Source organism: Paenibacillus thermotolerans (assembly GCF_028745515.1).
Taxonomy (GTDB): domain Bacteria; phylum Bacillota; class Bacilli; order Paenibacillales; family YIM-B00363; genus Paenibacillus_AE; species Paenibacillus_AE thermotolerans.
In genome coordinates this window covers 283599-301909 of sequence record NZ_JAQZSG010000003.1, presented here as the reverse complement: position 1 = coordinate 301909, position 18311 = coordinate 283599, and the positions used below count along the sequence as shown (strand labels likewise).

17 protein-coding genes are annotated in these 18311 nt (G+C 56.2%); 12 read left to right on the top strand and 5 right to left on the bottom strand.

What is annotated here, in order from left to right; genetic code table 11:
• Positions 1–119: 119 nt before the first annotated feature.
• From fba to PT964_RS04805, 3 genes are read right to left on the bottom strand one after another with little or no spacing between them, the layout of a single operon-like run.
• The gene (gene fba / locus PT964_RS04815; protein WP_274362196.1) at positions 120–986 is read right to left on the bottom strand and encodes a class II fructose-1,6-bisphosphate aldolase; all 867 of its coding nucleotides are present in this window, start codon (positions 984–986) and stop codon (positions 120–122) included.
• Positions 987–1036: 50 nt separating this feature from the next.
• The gene (locus PT964_RS04810; protein ID WP_274362195.1) at positions 1037–1819 is read right to left on the bottom strand and encodes a DeoR/GlpR family DNA-binding transcription regulator; all 783 of its coding nucleotides are present in this window, start codon (positions 1817–1819) and stop codon (positions 1037–1039) included.
• Positions 1820–1842: 23 nt separating this feature from the next.
• The gene (locus PT964_RS04805) at positions 1843–2898 is read right to left on the bottom strand and encodes an SIS domain-containing protein (protein ID WP_274362194.1); all 1056 of its coding nucleotides are present in this window, start codon (positions 2896–2898) and stop codon (positions 1843–1845) included.
• A gap of 502 nt (positions 2899–3400) precedes the next feature.
• Here PT964_RS04805 and PT964_RS04800 point away from each other — a divergent pair.
• On the top strand, positions 3401–4324 hold the full coding sequence (locus PT964_RS04800; protein WP_274362193.1) for an alpha/beta fold hydrolase: 924 nt from the start codon (positions 3401–3403) through the stop codon (positions 4322–4324).
• A 44-nt stretch (positions 4325–4368) separates the two neighbouring features.
• Here the strand turns inward: PT964_RS04800 and PT964_RS04795 are convergent, their stop codons facing one another.
• Complete coding sequence (locus PT964_RS04795; protein ID WP_274362192.1) at positions 4369–5382, bottom strand: Gfo/Idh/MocA family protein; 1014 nt, start codon at positions 5380–5382, stop codon at positions 4369–4371.
• Positions 5383–5624: 242 nt separating this feature from the next.
• Here PT964_RS04795 and PT964_RS04790 point away from each other — a divergent pair, with 242 nt between their 5' ends.
• The 4 genes from PT964_RS04790 to rpoN all read left to right on the top strand — a co-directional run bounded on the left by PT964_RS04790 (position 5625) and on the right by rpoN (position 9481).
• Positions 5625–6689 carry a Gfo/Idh/MocA family protein gene (locus PT964_RS04790; RefSeq protein WP_274362191.1) on the top strand — a complete coding sequence of 355 codons (1065 nt, stop codon included), beginning with the start codon at positions 5625–5627 and terminating at the stop codon, positions 6687–6689.
• A gap of 19 nt (positions 6690–6708) precedes the next feature.
• Positions 6709–7539 carry a Gfo/Idh/MocA family oxidoreductase gene (locus tag PT964_RS04785; RefSeq protein ID WP_274362190.1) on the top strand — a complete coding sequence of 277 codons (831 nt, stop codon included), beginning with the start codon at positions 6709–6711 and terminating at the stop codon, positions 7537–7539.
• Between the two features lie 143 nt (positions 7540–7682).
• On the top strand, positions 7683–8105 hold the full coding sequence (locus PT964_RS04780; protein ID WP_274362189.1) for a DUF1284 domain-containing protein: 423 nt from the start codon (positions 7683–7685) through the stop codon (positions 8103–8105).
• 65 nt (positions 8106–8170) lie between these two features.
• Complete coding sequence (gene rpoN, locus PT964_RS04775; RefSeq protein WP_274362188.1) at positions 8171–9481, top strand: RNA polymerase factor sigma-54; 1311 nt, start codon at positions 8171–8173, stop codon at positions 9479–9481.
• On the opposite strand, the gene ablB is transcribed toward rpoN, so the two are convergent.
• Positions 9455–10330, bottom strand: coding sequence for a putative beta-lysine N-acetyltransferase (ablB, locus tag PT964_RS04770; protein ID WP_274362187.1), 876 nt, complete (start codon positions 10328–10330; stop codon positions 9455–9457). The genes rpoN and ablB overlap by 27 nt on opposite strands.
• A 237-nt stretch (positions 10331–10567) precedes the next feature.
• Here ablB and PT964_RS04765 point away from each other — a divergent pair, with 237 nt between their 5' ends.
• From PT964_RS04765 to PT964_RS04735, 7 genes are all read left to right on the top strand, one after another.
• Entirely contained in the window at positions 10568–11959 is a 1392-nt protein-coding gene (locus PT964_RS04765) for an aspartate aminotransferase family protein (RefSeq protein ID WP_274362186.1), read from the top strand.
• The gene (locus PT964_RS04760) at positions 11952–12644 is read left to right on the top strand and encodes a CoA transferase subunit A (RefSeq protein ID WP_274362185.1); all 693 of its coding nucleotides are present in this window, start codon (positions 11952–11954) and stop codon (positions 12642–12644) included. The genes PT964_RS04765 and PT964_RS04760 overlap by 8 nt, the downstream gene beginning before the upstream one ends.
• On the top strand, positions 12614–13273 hold the full coding sequence (locus PT964_RS04755; protein ID WP_274362184.1) for a 3-oxoacid CoA-transferase subunit B: 660 nt from the start codon (positions 12614–12616) through the stop codon (positions 13271–13273). Before PT964_RS04760 ends, PT964_RS04755 begins: the two co-directional genes overlap by 31 nt.
• A gap of 18 nt (positions 13274–13291) precedes the next feature.
• Positions 13292–14566 carry a peptidase gene (locus PT964_RS04750; protein WP_274362183.1) on the top strand — a complete coding sequence of 425 codons (1275 nt, stop codon included), beginning with the start codon at positions 13292–13294 and terminating at the stop codon, positions 14564–14566.
• On the top strand, positions 14563–15927 hold the full coding sequence (gabT, locus tag PT964_RS04745; protein ID WP_274362182.1) for a 4-aminobutyrate--2-oxoglutarate transaminase: 1365 nt from the start codon (positions 14563–14565) through the stop codon (positions 15925–15927). The genes PT964_RS04750 and gabT overlap by 4 nt, the downstream gene beginning before the upstream one ends.
• 25 nt (positions 15928–15952) lie before the next feature.
• Positions 15953–17371 (top strand): aldehyde dehydrogenase family protein, encoded by a 1419-nt coding sequence (locus PT964_RS04740; RefSeq protein WP_274362181.1) that lies wholly within the window; start codon positions 15953–15955, stop codon positions 17369–17371.
• Between the two features lie 502 nt (positions 17372–17873).
• Complete coding sequence (locus PT964_RS04735) at positions 17874–18248, top strand: VOC family protein (RefSeq protein ID WP_274362180.1); 375 nt, start codon at positions 17874–17876, stop codon at positions 18246–18248.
• Positions 18249–18311 lie beyond the last annotated feature (63 nt).

The following is an 18311-nucleotide window of genomic DNA, read 5'->3' as shown; positions in this document are numbered from 1 at the left end:
TCCACCTGTCTATTAGTGTATCTGAAGTGGTTAGGAGTGTCCAAAAGGATTAGGGGGCTATATAGTTGTGTTCCGCTAATTTCGCTCGAGATCGCTTGCTTAATCCCGGATGTCGCTCGTTATCGAAATAATTGAGCTTTGCCGACAGAGCCGCACAGCGCCATCTTTTCCATCGCCATTTGTTTAAGCGCCTGCTTGGCCGGCACCATATACTTGCGCGGATCGTTCTCCTGCGGATTGCGGTCGAACACTTCCTTGATCGCGTTCGAGAAGGCGATGCGCAGCTCGGTCGCCACGTTCATCTTGGACATGCCCAAGCTTACGCATCGCTTGACCTGCTCCTCCGGAATGCCCGATCCGCCGTGCAGCACGAGCGGAACGGCAACCCGCTCGGCAATGCGGCGGATGCGCTCGAAATCGATGTTCGGCTCGCCTTTGTAAATGCCGTGCGCCGTTCCGATCGCCGGCGCCAGCGTGTCGACCCCGGTAAGCTCCACGAACCGCTCGCATTCCGCCGGATCGGCCATCAGCGCTTCGTTGTCGGCCACGACGATGTCGTCCTCGACGCCGCCCACCTTGCCGAGCTCGGCTTCCACGTTCACGCCGGCTGCGCGCGCCACTTCGACGACCTTCTTCGTCATCGCAGCATTGTCGTCGAACGGAAGCATGGACGCGTCGATCATGACGGACGTATAGCCGGCGCGTATGCACTGCACGATCAGCGGAAAGTCCGTACAGTGATCGAGGTGCAGGGCGATCGGCACGCGCGTCTTTCGCGACGCCACCTCGGCCGCGGCGGCGATGTAATCCGCGCCGAGATGCTTAACCGTGCCGACCGTCGATTGAATGATGAGCGGGGACTGTGTTTCGTCCGCCGCTTCGACGACGGCTTGCAGCATTTCCAGCGTATGCACGTTAAAAGCGCCGATGCAAAACCGTTCCGCTCTAGCTCGCTGCAAAAGGGGAGTGGATGATACTAATGCCATTTTCTCCGAACCTCCTAAGGGTGTCTCATTGTTGAGTATGGTTTTGAATGCTAAGCCCATGCATAATGGATCGCTTTGCCGAAGCCTCGCAAATGCGCTTCAACCGGTTCGCCGAGCGGCCGGTCCGTAATGCAGCCCGTGATGTCGGCGATCGGAACGATCGTAAACAACGACGATTTATTAACTTTCGTATGGTCGAATACGGCGTACGTTTCCTTGGCGCGCTTGATCATCAGCTTATCGATGCCGGCTTCCAGCTCGGAGTAGGTCGTTAACCCTTGTTCGATGCTGAAGCCGTCGATGCCGACGAACATTTTGCCGATGTGCAGCCTCTCGACGATCGTTTCGGCGAGCGGGCCGCACAGCTCGAAGCTGTTTACGCGCATGACGCCGCCGGTGAGCACCGTCTGGATGCGGTCGCTCCCGGCCAGCTCCATCGCGATGTTGACCGCGTTCGTTACGACGGTAATATTGCTTGCTGCCTTGAGCGCCCTTGCAATCAAGAACGTCGTTGTGCCGCCTGTCAGCCCGACGATGTCGCCTTCCTCAACGAGCGAGGCGGCTTTCTCCGCAATTTTCGTTTTTTCGTCCCACAGCAGCCGTTCTTTATCCGAGAAGCTCGCTTCATGACCGGTTTGCGTCTCATAATGCGCGCCGCCGATCGTGCGGATAATGCTCTCGGTTTCGGCCAAAATGTTCAAATCCCGCCTTGCGGTCACTTCCGAGCAGCCGAACCGTTCCATAATTTCAGCAATCGAAACGGCGCCTTTTTCTTTGATTATATCCATGATCCGTCTGCGCCGTTCGTCGCCTTTTGACACTTTGCCCCGCATCGATGGTTCCACCACGCGTCTCGTTAAATTTTCACGACCTGCGTCAAATTGCGCGGATGGTCCGGGTCCACGTTGTTTTTCAGCGCCGTGTAATAGCCGAAATATTGAACGGCAGGGAGGCAGAGGACGCTTCTCGCTTCGTCGGACAGCTGTCTGCCGCCGGTTTCGAAGACGGCGTCCGCGAACGCCGTATCGTCGCCAGCTTCCGATGCGATCAGCAAAATCGTCGCGCCGTACTGCTTCATTTCTTCCGCTACCTTAAGTTCATAGCCGCGCGCTTGTTCGGAAAGCAGAACGGTAACAAGCGTGCCGGGATCGACGATCGATTTCGGGCCGTGACGAAACTCGAGCGTGCCGTAGCTTTCCGTCCAGGCGTAGGACATTTCCTTCAGCTTCAAGCCCGCTTCAAGCGCAAGCCCGTAGTAAGCGCCCATGCCGAGGTAAATGATTTTGTTGAAGCTGTGCCCGTCGACCAATTGTTTGATGAACGGGTCCGCTTGCTTCGTCACTGGGCCGACCAAAGCGGCGGTTTGCTCCATTTCCGCTTCGTGTGCGCTTGAACCGGCGGCTGCGGCAATGGCCGCTTGCATCATGAACGTCATGCTGCTGAGCGACTTGGTCATGACGGTGCTTTGCTCTTTGCCCGCAGGGGAAACGAGGCATTCCGTCATCGAAGCCATTTTGCTCGATTCATAGCACGTAATGCCGCATGTATCCCAATTTGGCAGGGACGCTACGGATTCCAGCGCAAGAATGACCTCGCTGGACTCGCCGGATCGCGAGACGCCGACCAGCAAATATTGCTTGTTCTGTGCGGCAGCGGCATCGCGGAACAGGAAAATTTCCGAGGACGGGTGGGCGGATGCGCTCTTGCCCGTCCATTTCCGGTACGTGGACGCCATCGTCAGCGCTTGGTAGTAAGAGGAGCCCGATCCGATAAAGATCACTTCGTCGTACTTCGGATTCGCCAAATAGTTGGCAATCCATTCCTTGCTTACACGCAGCTGTTCCAGCGCTTTCTGAACGGCAGTGTCCTGCGACGATATTTCCGGATAAGTCAGCTTGCCGAATTGATTCATGATTCCATGCCTCCTACATCTAAAATGATTGATGATATCAGTATATGTAATCGGGATGACCGAATCAATCAAAATTTTGACCGAAATGACATATAGTATTTACGAATAGATCCTTGTTACATTGTGCATGGAGATTTTCATCAGAGATTGACTTACATTGAAGCATGTTGCGTGAGACACCGAGATTTTGAACGAATAATCGTATAANTTGTGCATGGAGATTTTCATCAGAGATTGACTTACATTGAAGCATGTTGCGTGAGACACCGAGATTTTGAACGAATAATCGTATAAAGCGGTGAAAGCAACGCAGGATCATGAAGCATTCGTATGTGAATTGGTCAGTCGTAATTAAAGAAAAGTGACTTTCATATGACCGCGGTTACTAATAGAAACGTCTGCCTTATTGTACAGTGATATTGCAATCGTACAACAGAGGCGGAGCGAGGTCATAGCGAATGTTAAAAAAGCTCGTCAAAGTTTTACGTATTGTTCAGCGGGAGTGGTCCTGTTGTTGTTTGTCGGGACTGTCTATCAATGGATCGGCATTCAAAAGGATCAAGGCGCATTTCTACCCGTCGGACAGCTTTATGATGTGTACGGTAAAAAGATGCACTTATATTCCGACGGAACCGGTGAAGTTACCGTCGTGTTTGCTTCCGGTTGGGGAACCGTCAGCCCTTATACGGACTTTTATCCGTTAACCCGAAGATTCGCTTCATTCGCAAAGGTAGCGGTATATGATCGACCGGGCACCGGCTTCAGCGAGCTTACCGGTCGAAAGCGGGATATCGATAGCATGGTGGATGAAATTCACACATTGCTTCAAGCTTCCGGACAGAAGCCTCCTTATGTGTTTGTCGGCCATTCGTTAGGTTCGCTGGAAACGATTCGGTACGCTCAAATTTACCCGGAGGAAGTGAAAGGAATCCTGCTCATTGACGGAGGCACTCCGGAATATTATGGCGAAATGCCCGCCATAGCCGCGATATCGCACATTCAGCGATTTGTCGTCAACACGGGCATTGCAAGAGCGCTGCTGCAAAGCAGAAAAATCTGGACAGCAATACAGAGCGAGCGGAATGAGTTGAAGGAACTGCCGGAGGAATTGCAGGATTTGGAGAAGAGAGCCCTTCTGCTGAAAGGCTTCAATCGAAACATGACGGACGAATTGAGGTTGAGCAAAGTAAACGCTGTAAAAGTGTCGGAAGGCGCAAAACCGCTCGACGTCCCGCTCATTGCTTTAACGGCAGGGGGCTTCGGCCAAACAGAGGTGCGCTGGCTGGAAAGCCAGAAGGAATGGGTAGGCTGGTCCACGGATGCCGAACAAAAAGCGGTCCGAGCCTCCAAGCACTACATTCACCATTATGAGCCTGATCTTGTAATCGAACAATTGAAAAAGCTGGTTCGGAACGAAAGAAGCTGACGCGGGGTGTGCTCCAGCGCCAGCTCTTTGTTGCTTTGTCGAATTTACTTCACAAGCGCCTCATGCGGTACCGGAAGCTCTCTGCCTTCGGCGGCGGAGCGCTCCGTCGTTTCAATGACGGCGATGTTGCGCATCGCTTGCTCCGGCTTCACGATCAGCTCCTCGCCACGGTACAGGTGAGCCGCGATATTTTCGTAATACTTGTGCCCCTGGTCGCTTTCGCAGTGAACCTTCGTTTCCACCCGCAGTCCGTTCACGTTCGTCGTGAGCGTCAGCTGGCCGTCGAACAAATTGGCGTCCACAATGCCGCCCTTCGTGCCGAGAATCCGGATATGGGGCTTGTCGGCAAATGCGATGTTGGAAATTTGAATGTGGATGACGGCGCCGTTTTCCATATGAATAATGCTGTCGACGTGATCCTCGTTGGAATATTGGTGCCAAACCCGATTGTGCACGAAACCGCGGACCGACTTGATTTTACCGGGAACGACCCCCAGCGAATAGTCGATGATGTGCGCGCCCCAGTCGTACAAAGCGCCGCCGGAAATTTCCTTGTTGGAGCGCCACCAGGTGCCCGGATCGTTGAAGCCGCCCAAGAAAAACTCCATATGAAAAATGTCCCCGATCAAATCCTTCGCCATCAAATCCTTAAGCGTCAAATACCAGCCGTCCCAGCGGCGGTTGTGGAATACGGACAGCATCTTGCCTTTCTCCTTGGCGAGCTTCACCATCTCAAAGCCGTCCGCGGTATGAATGCACATCGGCTTTTCCAGAATGCAGTGCTTGCCGCTTTGGACGATTTTTTTGCCGAGCGGAGCGTGGGTATTGTGCGGCGTAATGACCGTGATCAGATCGATATCGGGCTGGGCGATCAGCTCGTCCGGGTCCGTGAACGTCCGAATGCCGGGAAAGTCCTGCTTCGCCTGCTCCATTCTTCGAGGATCCAAGTCGCATGCCGCGACGAATTCGATTCCGTTCTTGATCATATGTTCCGCGTGGTGCTTGCCCATGTTGAAAGCGCCGCCATAACCGATAACGGCGCTGCGCAATGTTGTCATATATGCTCAACTCCATTTTTATAGTAACTACATATAACCATAAAGACCGCTTGTCTTCTATATCGGATTTGCGCAAAACATGAACAATTTGGCTGTTTTTTAGTAAAGTCCAGTTTGTGACATATTCGGTTGCGCAGTGATATACAAATGTATCGGAGAATTTTTCTTTTTTTTAGAGCGAAGAAGGAGATTATCTCTAAGTCGTCGAAGTAGTCAAATATAACCTTTATGGAGGGATTACGATGGACAAAAAAATCAAAGTCGCGATCATCGGCTGCGGCACGATTGCCAACAGCGCCCATATTCCGGCGTACTTGCAAAATCCGAATGCGGAAATCAAATATTTCTGCGACATTATTAAGGAAAGAGCCGAGAAGGCGGTCAAAGATTACAATTGCGGCGAGGCGATTACGGATTATCATACGATTTTGAACGATCCGGAGGTTGAAGCCGTTTCCATTTGTACTCCGAACAACGGGCATGCTGCGATTTCGATCGATTGCCTGCGCGCAGGAAAGAACGTATTGTGCGAAAAGCCGGCCGCAAGAACGTATGCGGAAGCGCTGGAGATGAAGAAGGCGCAGAACGAGACCGGCAAGGTGCTCAACATCGGCGTCGTCAACCGCTTTAATACCGGCGTAAACATCATTAAAAACATGATCGAGAACGGCGAATTGGGCGAATTGTACCACGTATACGTCAGCTTCCGTTCCCACCGTTCCATTCCGGGACTCGGCGGCGCATTCACGACGAAAGCGATCGCCGGCGGCGGCGTGTTGATCGACTGGGGCGTTCACTTCCTCGATATCGTTATGTATTGCTCCGGCGATCCGGATCCGAAGACGGTAACCGGCCAAGCATACTGCAAGCTCGGCAAAGACATGGAGAACTACACGTATACGAGCATGTGGGCGGGGCCGCCGAATTATGAAGGCACGTACGATGTCGACGATTTCGTGACGGGCATGATCCGCACCGCAGGTCCGACCATTACCTTCAACGGCGCATGGGCGCAAAATATTGCAGTGAACGAAATGTACATCGACTTCCTCGGCGACAAAGCCGGCATTCGTCTGCAGTACGGCTCGGATTTCAAGCTGTACAGCGCGAAGAACGGCGCATTGCTGGAGACGACGCCGACCTACAATTCGAGCAATATGTTCCATAACGAAATCGACGGCTTCTTGAACTGCATCCGTACGGGCGAAAAATTGCCGTCCCATATCGACACGGTCATTCTGAGCTCCAAAATCATGCAGGCGATTTACGATTCCTCCGAAAGCGGCAAAGAGATTTCTCTAGCTTAAACATAGGAGTTGGGCGCACGTGAAAAAAATCGGCTTTATCGACTATTTTTTGGACGAATGGCACGCCAACAATTATCCCGCATGGATCGAGGAAGCGTCCGGCGGCAGCATGAAGGTAACCTCCGCGTACGGCAAGAAGGACTCGGATCACGGCCTTAGCAACGCCCAATGGTGCGACAAATACGGCGTAAAGCGGATGGGCTCCATTGAAGAGGTGATCGAGGACAGCGACTATTTAATCGTGCTGTCTCCCGATTATCCGGAGCAGCATGAGGAGCTTGCCCAGCTACCGCTCGCATCCGGTAAGCCGACGTATGTCGACAAGACGTTCGCTCCCGACCGGGCGACGGCCGTTCGTCTCATCGAGCGCGCCGAGAAATTCGGCACGCCGATGTATTCCTCCTCCGCGCTTCGCTTCGCAAGCGAATATACGGAAACCGACCGCGCAGGCATCGATGCGATCGTCAGCATCGGCCCGGGCAAGATGGATAACTATTCGATCCATCAGGTCGAGCCGATCATCGCGTTAATGGGAAGCCGGCCGGTGCGAGTGATGTACACCGGAACGCCGAAGACGCCTTCCGTGGTCATCCAGTTTGAAGACGGAAGAACGGCGACGTACAATCACATCGACGGCCCCTTCGGCATGGCGATGAGCTATGCTTCGGGAAGCTCCCGAACGGTGAAGGTGGAATCGAACTTCTTCCAGTCGTTTATGAAGGACTTGGTGCGGTTCTTCGAAACGGGCCGTTCGATTGTCGAACCTCAGGAGACGATATCGATCATCACGGTTTTGGAGAACGCTTTGAAAGCGAAGGAAAAACCGTTTCAATGGGTTGACTTGCCTTAACGTTATACACCCCTTAATCCCGTCCGCAGCCGTTGCCGCGGGCGGGATTTTTGCACTGGTTGGCGAATATCCAGATCCAAAACGGCGCGAGACGGTTGTGATATAATGTGGGTTGCACTTTACGCAGGGAGAGGAAGCCGACCGTGTCTATTAAGCTTCGAGGTCATCATTTGTTTTGCTTGCTGGGGTTTCGGGGAAAAGGGTATTCCGAGGAGTTTTGCCGCAATATGACGGCCATCTACGAGGAACTTCGATTGAAGCCGGAAACGGAAGTCGAAATTATCGAAGGTCCGGACGATATTTGCAAAGCGTACCCGGCCGACCAACACTCCCATTGCGAAAATCCGAGCGTGTATCGGAAGGATTCGGCGATATTGGAGAAGGTGGGAGCGTCCGCGGGCGTCGCATTGACTTGGGAGGACATATGCCGAAGAGTTGCGGAACAAGTTGTCCCGAACGATATTCCGCATATTTGCCATGATTGCCAGTGGGAGCCGTACGGCTTGTGCAGAGAAGGCGTCCGCCTCATGAACGAAGGGAAACCGCTGCCGGAGATAAAGAAATAGGTTCTGGAAAGGGAACGAGCCGCCGCCGCGTATAATGTACCATCTAACGCGAAGAGGTGTCGCTCATGCTTCAACGGCTCGGCATGCACCAGCTCCAAACGCAAAGGATGGTCATGACGCCGCAGCTCAGGCAGGCGGTGCAAATACTTCAGCTTTCCACGCAACAATTGCTGGAGAAGATCGGACAGGAGCTGCAGGACAACCCGCTGCTTGATTGCAACGAGCATATGCTTGTTCCGGGCGGATTCGGCGCTGTCGGGAGAGGCGGCGCCGAAACCGATCCGCTGAACCGCGTATCCGCTGACGAAGTGTCGCTGGAGCGCTATTTGCTGGAGCAATTGGACTGCAGCCGTGCGCCTTTGCCTAATCATATCCGAAGAGCTGCAAAATATTTGGCGGGTAATGTGGACGGCAACGGATATTTGTGCGTTACGCCGGAAGAGGCGGCGAAGTCGCTGCAAATCTCCCTCGCCGATGCCGAGCGGGCGCTTGCGCTGCTTCAAAGCCTCGACCCCGCCGGGGTAGGCGCGCGGAGCCTGCAGGAATGCTTGCTGCTGCAAGCGAAGCGTCTTCCGGATTGCCCTCCGTTAATGCCGCTGCTTATCGAGCATTATCTTCACGACATCGCGTATTCCACGATTCCGAAGCTGGCGCAGCGGCTGAAGAAGCCGCTCGGCGAAGTGCAGGAAGCCGTTACGGCCGTGAAACGGCTGAATCCGAAGCCGGGTGCGGCTTTTCATACGGAGGCGATCCCGTATGTCATTCCGGACGTAGCGATCGAGCCTGCCGGCGGCAGATTTCTCGTACGGATTGCCGAAGCGGCCGCGCCGAGATTATCCGTGAACGGGGAATATGCGCAGCTTCTGCAAGATAGCGGCGTCGATTCCGAAGCAAAGCAGTTCCTCGCCGAGAAATACAAATCCGCGCGCTTCTTGATCGATTGCATCGAGAAGCGAAGAAGGACGCTGCGGCGCGTCGCGGAAGCGATTGCCGAGGAGCAAGCGGCTTTTCTATGCGGCGGGCCGCCGGAGTTTGTTCCGCTTACCCTGTCCCGGATCGCCGAGAAGGTCGGACTCCACGAATCGACTGTCAGCCGGTCGGTTTCGGGGAAGTTTGTAAGCACCCCGCAAGGCGTGTTCGAGATGAAATATTTTTTTACGTCCGGATTGGCGACCGTGGACGGGGAACGCGTATCTTCCCATTATGTGAAGCGGAAGCTGGAGGCGTTGATTGACGAGGAAGACGCGGCAAAGCCCCGCTCCGATTTTCAATTGGCGCAGCTGTTGTCGGAGCAGGGCATCGCGATCTCCCGAAGAACCGTGATGAAGTACCGGGAACAATTGGGACTCTTATGTTCCGCCAAGCGTAAACGGTAAACGCTTTGTCCACAAATTCATATCCTCGAATTTATCGTAAATATCGCAGTTTTTCGTCAGCCTCCCGCTATATTCGTACCCCATTTGAAATAATGCGGCATTCATGCCGAACGACAGCGCTCTCGCCAGCGAATAGGCGCAGCGGAAGCCGCTTCGAACCAAATCGTCCTCCAACGCTTGAAGCAGCACCCGCATCAGCCCGAGATTTCGATAGGCGGGAAGCGTCGCGCAGTCGGTCATTTCGGCATTGCGGTATTTGGCGTTCTTCTCCGCCGATGCGGCGCTGACCGTCAACCCGCCGCGCTCGATTACGTAAAACAAAGTTCCTCCCGCCATTGCCTGCGCAATGTAATCCGCATCGTCCATCGGCGTCGGATACGTTCGGAAGACGCTGCGGTACAGCGAGGCAAGTGCAGGAGCGTCTTCGGAGGACGCGGGCCGCATCGTAAATTGCTCCGGAAGCGCGGGCGGCTCCGGTTTGGCCGGCAGCTTCAACACTTCCGCCAACATCCGGTCCTCCTCGATCCAATAATCGCTGTTCCTGCGGTTCAATTCATAATATTCCGCCATGCAATAGCCGTCTTCCCCGTCGAAATATTGTTTGTATATTCCTTCAAGCGCGCATCCTTCCGATAGAAACCGCTGCCAGTCCCGTATTCGCGACTTTATGAACAGCTTGGTCATTTGACGGCTCGCTGCGACGGCTCTCATGCGGCGTAATACAGAACTCGGATTACCCGAGTAGTCGTCGACGCGAATTCGTTTATTGAAGAAATCAAGGCAGTAAGCGGCAATGTAGTCCGGACCGGTTTCCTCCAAATGTACGTAATACGTTCGTTCGGGCGCCACGGCGGATTCCTCCTTTTTGCTGCTGATATTTACCTTGTATGCAAAAAGAATGCCAATCGTACTCGCCGTTTTCGGCGCAAGGAAAGCCAGGAGACGCAAGCGGGAAGCAATAAAGCGCAAAAAATGCTGCAGCGCATTCTTTTTTTTTGCGGCGGCGGCCCAATGTTCGATGATCTATGTTTGTTGGCACAAAGCTTGCTTGTTACATGGTAAAGCACCGAGTCAGGGGGAATGCGAATGGAGAAGCGGGAGCGGCTGATCAAGCCGGAACTGGGGCGAAGCTATCCTTCCGCCTCATACGGGAGCGGGATTTATATCGTTGACGCGGACGGCAAACGGTACATCGACGCCTCCTCCGGCGCCGTCACGGCAAGCATCGGACACGGCGTCAAGGAGATGATCGATGCGATGTCCGAGCAGGCGAAGAAAGTATCGTTCGTATACCGGTCCCAGTTTACGAGCGAGCCGGCCGAGCGGCTTGCCGAGAAGCTGAGCCGCATTTTGCCGGACGCGGATTATTGGTCGTTCTTTGTGAACAGCGGCTCCGAAGCGACGGAGACGGCGATGAAGATCGCGATCCAGCATTGGCAGGAGAAGGGGCAGCGGAGCAAGGTGAAGGTGTTGTCGCGCCGCATGAGCTACCACGGCATTACGCTCGGCGCTTTGTCGATGTCGGGGCATGCGGCTCGGCGGCGGCGGTTCGTTCCGCTGCTGGAGGAATTTCCCGTCGTTGCGCCCGCTTATTGTTACCGCTGCCCGTTCGGGCTGACGCATCCGGAATGCGGCTTGCGATGCGCGGACGATTTGGAGACGGCGATCCGGCGAATCGGACCGGAGCATATCGCCGCATTTATCGCGGAGCCGGTCGTCGGCGCGGCGGGAGGTGCCGTCGTTCCGCCGGAGGGGTATTTCCAGAGGATTAAGGCGATCTGCGAGGCGTATGACGTTCTGTTTATTGCGGATGAGGTCATGACGGGCATTGCCAGAACCGGAGCGATGCTCGGCATCGAGCACTGGGGCGTCGAGCCCGATCTGATCGCGCTGGGCAAAGGGATGACGGCCAGCTATACGCCGATGGCGGCGGCTTTGGCGAAGGATACGGTGATGGAACCGATTATGAACGGCTCCAAAGTCGTCATGTCCGGCCACACCTACAGCGCGAACCCGCAATCGGCCGCGGTGGCGCTGGCCGTGCTCGAATATGTGGAGAAGCATGATCTGGTTGCGGCTGCCGGGCGGAGCGGAGCTTATTTGCTGGAGAAGCTGACGGAGCTTTCGGCGCGCTGTGAGATGATCGGCGACGTTCGGGGCAAGGGGCTGCTGCTGGCGCTGGAGCTCGTTGCCGACCGGGATGCAAGGCGTCCGTTCCCGCCGGAGCTGGCGGTCACTTCTCGGGTCGTCGAGAAGGCGTTTGCCAATGGCTTGTTGTTGTACCCTGCCGCCGGCGGCGACGGAGACGGGGACGCGGTCATCATCGCGCCGCCGCTCGTCATCGGCTTCGAACAAATCGACGAGGTCGTTCGGCTCGTCGAATTGACGCTGCACGACGTAATGCAAGAACTCGGATATGAAGTGGCTGCAGGCGCAGCTGCGGTAGAGGCGGGGGAAACGGAGGCAGGAGATGAATAAAGTGAAGCCGGTGGAAGATGCGGTTCGTTTGATTCATGACGGTTGCGTTTTAATGTACGGGGGCTTCGGGGGGATCGGCACGCCGCCGACCATCGTGGACGCGCTGCTTCGCAAAGATGTGAAGGATTTAACGATCATCGGCAACGACACCGGCTTCCCCGAGGTCGGAATCGGGCGGCTTGTCACCGCGGGAAGGGTGCGCAAAGCGATCGTTTCGCATATCGGCTCCAATCCGTTCGCGGGACGGATGATGGAGGAGGGGACGATGGAAGTCGAGTTTTTCCCCCAAGGCACGCTGGCGGAAAAAATTCGGGCGGGCGGGGTCGGGCTCGGCGGCATTTTGGTCGATGTGGGGGTCGGCACGATGATGGCGGAGGGGAAAGAAAGCGTGAGGCTTAACGGGAGAACGTTTTTGATCGAGCCTGCATTAACCGCCGAGGTCGCGATCGTTCATGCGAAGAAGGCCGATCCTTACGGGAATCTCGTATACGACAAAACCGGGCGGAACTTTAATCCGCTGGTAGCTATGGCAGGACGGTTGACGATCGCGGAGGCGGACGATATCGTCGAGGTCGGGGCGCTCGATCCCGAATGCATCGTGACGCCGGGCGCGTTCGTCGATATCGTCGTTCCCGGCAAGGGGGTGAACTGGCGATGGGCGTGGGAGAAAGCCGAATCGCTATAGCGAAGCGGGCTGCGCAAGAGCTGAAGGACGGCATGATCGTCAATCTCGGCATCGGCATTCCGACGTTGGTCGCCGATTTTATACCGGAAGGCGTTTCGGTGACGTTTCATGCGGAGAACGGGATACTTGGCGCCGGACCGACTCCTCCGGCGGGGGAAGAGGACGCATTTCTTTGCAATGCCGGCGGGCTGCCCATTACCGTTGTCGAAGGTGCATCGTATTTCGACAGCGCAACGGCGTTCGCTATCGTAAGGCGAGGGCGGGTCGACGTGACGATTCTCGGCGCGCTGGAGGTCAGCGAGCGGGGGGACTTGGCGAATTGGATCGTGCCGGGCAAGCGCGTCGCCGGCATCGGAGGTGCGATGGAGCTCGCGCAAAAAGCGAAAAAGGTGATCGCCGTCATGAGCCATGTAAATCAGCAAGGGGAGGCAAAAATAAAAAAACGGTGCGCGCTGCCGCTCACCGCCCCGGCGTGCGTCGACCTGATCGTAACCGATATGGCCGTGCTGGAAGTAACCCCCGCGGGCTTGATGCTTATGGAGATTATGCCGCCGCATTCCATGGAACACGTCATTCGGAACACGGAGGCCGAGCTGTTAATCTCGGATCGGCTTGCGTTTCATTCTTAACGGAAGGAGGTGCGGCGCATGAGGGAGCGCATTCGCGAATTTCTCGGCCGTCACCGCGACGAAGGAATATCGCTGCTGCAGCGGCTGGTACGCAGCCCCAGCACGCAAGGGAACGAACGGGAGGCGCAGCGGATCGTCATCGATGAATTGCATGCCATGAAGCTGGAGGTCGACGCATGGGAGCCGGACGGCGAGGCGATGTCGTCGGATCCGTATTTTTATTCGACGCGCAGCGAATTTACCGGCAGCCCGAATGCGGTGGGTGTCCTTCGAGGAACAGGCGGCAGCGGCGGGCGCAGCATGATTCTGAACGGCCATATCGACGTCGTCCCGGAAGGCAATCGAAGCGATTGGCGCGGCGATCCGTACGGAGGGGAAGTGGCGGAAGGAAGGCTGTACGGACGCGGCGCATCGGATATGAAGGGCGGCACCGTGTCTCTGCTGTTGGCGATCCGTGCGATTCAGGCGGCCGGGATTCGATTGAAGGGAGACGTCATTTTTCAAAGCGTCATTGAGGAGGAGAGCGGCGGCGCGGGCACGCTCGCCGCCGTTGCGAGAGGTTATAAAGCGGATGCCGCCCTCATTCCCGAGCCGACGAATATGCGGATTTTCACGAAGCAGCAAGGCTCCATGTGGTTCCGAATCCGCGTGCCGGGCCGTTCCGCGCATGGCGGGACGCGCTATGAGGGCGTCAGCGCGATCGAAAAAAGCATGCTCGTCGTCGAACATATTCGGGAGCTCGAAACGGCTAGAAATGCGAGGGTGAACGATCCGTTATATGCGGGCAATCCGATTCCGCTGCCGATCAATATCGGCGTGATCGAAGGGGGCAGCTGGCCTTCCTCCGTTCCGGACGTCGTGAAGCTGGAGGGGCGGATCGGAGTAGCGCCGGAAGAAACGCTGGATAACGCGAAAGCGGAGATGGAGCGGTGGATGGAAAAGCTGGCGGAGAAGGACCCGTGGTTTTCGGAGCATCCCTCCGTACTGGAATGGTTCGGAGCGCGGTGGGTGCCGGGCGGCTTGGATCCTGGGCATGAGCTGCTGCAGCTGTTGTCGAGCCGTTACCGGGAGGTGCTTGGCGGCGCCCCTGTAATCGAAGCTTCGCCGTGGGGAACGGACGGCGGATTGCTCTCGCGTGCCGGGGGTACGCCTTGCATCGTATTCGGACCGGGGCTGACGCAGGTCGCCCATTACCCGAACGAATACATCGAGCTGGACCGGATGTTCGAAGCTGCGGAAATTATTGCGTTAACGCTGATTGATTGGTGCGAAATGGAGGCGAGCGGGGGATGAATGCAAGGCGGAACGGGAAACAATCCATCGATATGAAAACGGAGCTGCCGGGACCGATCGCAAGAGAGCTGCTGAACAGGCGGATGGAGCATGTTCCTCGAGGACCGTTCAATACGGTTCCGACGTTCGCCGCTAAGGGCGAAGGCGCGATGCTTACGGATGTTGACGGCAACACGTTCATCGATTTTGCCGGCGCGATCGGCAGCTTGAATGCCGGCCATTGTCCGCCGAAGGTGATCGAAGCGTTGAAGTCGCAGCTCGAGCAATATTTGCATCCGTGCTTTCATGTCGTCATGTATGAACCGTACATCGCGCTGGCCGAAAAGCTGAATGAGCTCGCCCCGGGCAGTCATAAGAAAAAGACGTTCTTTCTGAACAGCGGCGCGGAGGCGGTGGAAAACGCGGTCAAAATCGCCCGCAAGTATACGGGCCGCAAAGGAATCGTTTCGTTCGAGCGCGGATTTCACGGCAGAACGTATATGGCGATGTCGCTCACAAGCAAGGTAAAGCCTTATAAAAACGGCTTCGGCCCGTTCGCCCCCGATACGTATCGGCTTCCTTATCCTTATTATTACCGCTCGCCCGTGACGCCGGAGGAAACGGATGCCCGCCTGCTGAGCGCCTATGAAAGCTTCTTTCTGTCGGAGGCGCCGGGCGAGGAGATCGCCGCTTTTATTATGGAGCCGGTTCAGGGAGAAGGCGGCTTCGTCATTCCGTCGGAACGCTTCGTGCGGGGAGTGAAGTCGCTGTGCGAGCGGTACGGCATCCTGTTCATCGCCGACGAGGTACAGACCGGGTTCGGGCGTACCGGGCGATTGTTCGCGATGGAGCGGTTCGGCGTCGTGCCGGATCTGATGACGATGTCCAAGTCGATTGCCGCCGGATTGCCGATTAGCGCCGTTACGGGAAGGGCGGAAATGATGGATGCCCCGGGCATTGGCGAAATCGGCGGCACGTTCGGCGGAAGCCCGCTCGGCTGCGTTGCGGCGCTTGAGGTGATTCGGATGCTCGAGGAGGAAGGGCTGGTCGAGCGAGCGGAGACGATCGGCCGGCGGATTACCGATCGGTGGTTGAAACTTCAGGAGGAAATCGACGCCATCGGAGACGTTCGGGGGCTCGGAGCGATGTGTGCCGTTGAATTCGTGAAAGACCGGCTGACAAAGGAGCCGGATCAAGAGCTGACCGCCAAGGTGTTGAAGGAGGCTCATCGCAGAGGTGTAATACTTATGAGCGCGGGGATTTACGGCAATGTCGTACGGATGCTTTGCCCGCTTGTCATTACCGACGATCAGCTGGAGGAAGGCTTGGATGTGATGGAGCAGGCCGTAAGAGCGTGCATCGGCACAGGACTTCCTTCATAATAAAGTGCGGGGAGATGACGCGCATATGAAAACACATTTATATATCGGCGGGGAATGGGTCGCCGCCAAACGGTATCGTCCGCTGATTGCGCCGTACGGCGGGGATACGATCGCCGAAGTCGCCGTTGCGGAAGCGGCGGAGGTCGAGCTTGCGATCGAAGCGGCGGAGCGCGCTCGGCCCGCCATGTCCCGCATGCCCGCGCATGAACGTGCATCCGTGCTGGAACGCCTTGTTGCTCTACTTCGTGAGAACGCCGACGAGCTGGTGCGGCTGATCGCTCTGGAGGCCGCCAAGCCTATCAAATCGGCAAAGGCGGAAATCGAGCGGACGATCGTGACGTATACGTTCGCGGCCGAGGAGGCGCGGCGAATTCACGGCGAGACGATTCCGATGGACGCCGCGCCTGGCGGCGAGGGCCGTGTCGCTTATACGATGCGCCGGCCGCTCGGCGTCGTCGCCGCGATCACGCCGTTTAATTTTCCGATGAATTTGGTGGCCCACAAAGTGGGCCCCGCCATTGCGGCCGGAAATACGGTCGTGCTGAAGCCGGCGGGACAGACGCCGCTTACCGCGCTAAAGCTGGCGGAGCTGCTCGCGCTGGCCGGACTGCCTGCCGGCGCGCTCAACGTCGTCACGGGCAGCGGCGGCGCGATCGGAGATCTTCTCGTTACGGATCCGAGGGTGAAGGCGGTCACGTTCACCGGTAGTCCGGAGGTGGGGAAAGCGATTCTCGCCAAAGCGGGCTTAAAGAAGGTCACGCTGGAGCTGGGCTCCAATTCCGCGCTGATCGTCGATCAAGGCGTCGACCTCGACGCTATGATCGAGCGCGCGGTGACGGGAGCGTTCTCGTACGCCGGACAGGTTTGCATTTCGCTCCAGCGGATTTACGTGCACGAGTGTTTGTACGAAGAGTTCGTCGAAAAGTTTGCGGCTTGTACGCAGAGGCTGCAGGTCGGCGATCCGCTCGATCCGCAAACCGACCTGTCGGCGGTCATCAGCGCTCATGATGCGGAGCGGGCGATGGAATGGATCGACGAAGCGATCCGGCTCGGAGCCAAGGTGGCGGCGGGCAACCGGCGGGAGGGCGGCATTGTGTACCCGACCGTGCTGCTTCAAGCGGACCCGGCTGCCAAGGTTTCCTGCCGGGAGGCATTCGCTCCCGTCGTCATCATCAACAAGGTAAGCTCGGTGGAGGAAGCGATCCGCGAGGTGAACCGGTCGAAGTACGGCCTCCAAGCGGGCATTTATACGGAAAATATACGCACCGCGCTGTATGCGGCGGAGGAGCTTGAGGTCGGCGGCGTCATGATCAACGACATTCCGACGTTCCGCGTCGACCATATGCCGTACGGCGGCGTGAAGGAAAGCGGCCTCGGCCGGGAAGGGATCAAGTACGCCGTACAGGAGATGACCGAGCTGAAGCTCGTCTGCTTCCGGAAGTGAACTTCAAACCTGCGTAGCTGTCAAAAACTGAGCTTAATTGCTTCAATAGACTCAAAAAGTGAGTTTAGCCGTCTTTTCGATGAGCCAAATACGGTTTCGGGCGGATGATAGGCTCAAAAAGTGACTCTAAATGGGTAGAAGACGTCCGCCTAAACAAAATAAACTCAAAATTTGATCCTAGCTGTTTTTATAAGTTCAGTTTTTGATTGTAGAACGCGGATAGTGAAGTTTCACCGCACTATTTAGGTGAAACTAGCGTCCCGCGGCAGGATAGTGAAGTCATACCGCCTTATTTCGTCGATCTCACAGCAAAAGTGCGAGGAGAAGCGGAGGTAGTGAGGTAGTTAAGAGAAGTGACCAGCGCCAAATAGAGATGCCATACCGCCACTTCGTACAAAGCGGCAAGCCATAAACGGCTTGCCGCTTTATAACGCATGCAGTATTATGAAACTGAGTTTTACCAGACGGAACAATATCACAAATAAAGGAGCGAACCAAAACCATGACCTTCAAATTTTCCGGCATCGATCATATTCAGCTCGCGGCTCCGGAAGGCTGCGAAACCGAAGCGAGGCAATTTTTTTCCGGACTGCTCGGCTGGCCGGAAATTCCGAAGCCGGAAAGCTTGCGGAAGCGCGGCGGCGTTTGGTTCCAATGCGGCGTCCATCAGGTACACATCGGAGTACAAAAGGACTTCGTTCCGGCGACCAAAGCTCATCCGGCGTTTCACATAGAAAACCTGCATGAGCTTCGCGACTTCCTTCTTGCCAAAGGCATCCAAGTCATAGAGGACGACGCGCGCGCGGATGAGGGGGTCAGCCGGTTTTATTTAAACGACCCGTTCGGCAACCGCCTCGAATTTCTCGAATGGCAGTAACCGATTACCGGTAACCTGCAACCTGCAACCTGCAACCGGTAACCGGTAACCGGCAACCTGTAA

What these genes read in the sequence shown, in the direction of transcription:
- PT964_RS04735 (WP_274362180.1), top strand. Translation starts at nt 17,874, where the DNA reads ATGACCTTCAAATTTTCCGGCATCGATCATATTCAGCTCGCGGCTCCG.
- PT964_RS04790 (WP_274362191.1), top strand. Translation starts at nt 5,625, where the DNA reads ATGGACAAAAAAATCAAAGTCGCGATCATCGGCTGCGGCACGATTGCC.
- rpoN (WP_274362188.1), top strand. Translation starts at nt 8,171, where the DNA reads ATGCTTCAACGGCTCGGCATGCACCAGCTCCAAACGCAAAGGATGGTC.
- fba (WP_274362196.1), bottom strand. Translation starts at nt 986, where the DNA reads ATGGCATTAGTATCATCCACTCCCCTTTTGCAGCGAGCTAGAGCGGAA.
- PT964_RS04805 (WP_274362194.1), bottom strand. Translation starts at nt 2,898, where the DNA reads ATGAATCAATTCGGCAAGCTGACTTATCCGGAAATATCGTCGCAGGAC.
- PT964_RS04755 (WP_274362184.1), top strand. Translation starts at nt 12,614, where the DNA reads ATGGGCGTGGGAGAAAGCCGAATCGCTATAGCGAAGCGGGCTGCGCAA.
- PT964_RS04795 (WP_274362192.1), bottom strand. Translation starts at nt 5,382, where the DNA reads ATGACAACATTGCGCAGCGCCGTTATCGGTTATGGCGGCGCTTTCAAC.
- PT964_RS04750 (WP_274362183.1), top strand. Translation starts at nt 13,292, where the DNA reads ATGAGGGAGCGCATTCGCGAATTTCTCGGCCGTCACCGCGACGAAGGA.
- PT964_RS04810 (WP_274362195.1), bottom strand. Translation starts at nt 1,819, where the DNA reads ATGCGGGGCAAAGTGTCAAAAGGCGACGAACGGCGCAGACGGATCATG.
- PT964_RS04740 (WP_274362181.1), top strand. Translation starts at nt 15,953, where the DNA reads ATGAAAACACATTTATATATCGGCGGGGAATGGGTCGCCGCCAAACGG.
- PT964_RS04760 (WP_274362185.1), top strand. Translation starts at nt 11,952, where the DNA reads ATGAATAAAGTGAAGCCGGTGGAAGATGCGGTTCGTTTGATTCATGAC.
- PT964_RS04765 (WP_274362186.1), top strand. Translation starts at nt 10,568, where the DNA reads ATGGAGAAGCGGGAGCGGCTGATCAAGCCGGAACTGGGGCGAAGCTAT.
- gabT (WP_274362182.1), top strand. Translation starts at nt 14,563, where the DNA reads ATGAATGCAAGGCGGAACGGGAAACAATCCATCGATATGAAAACGGAG.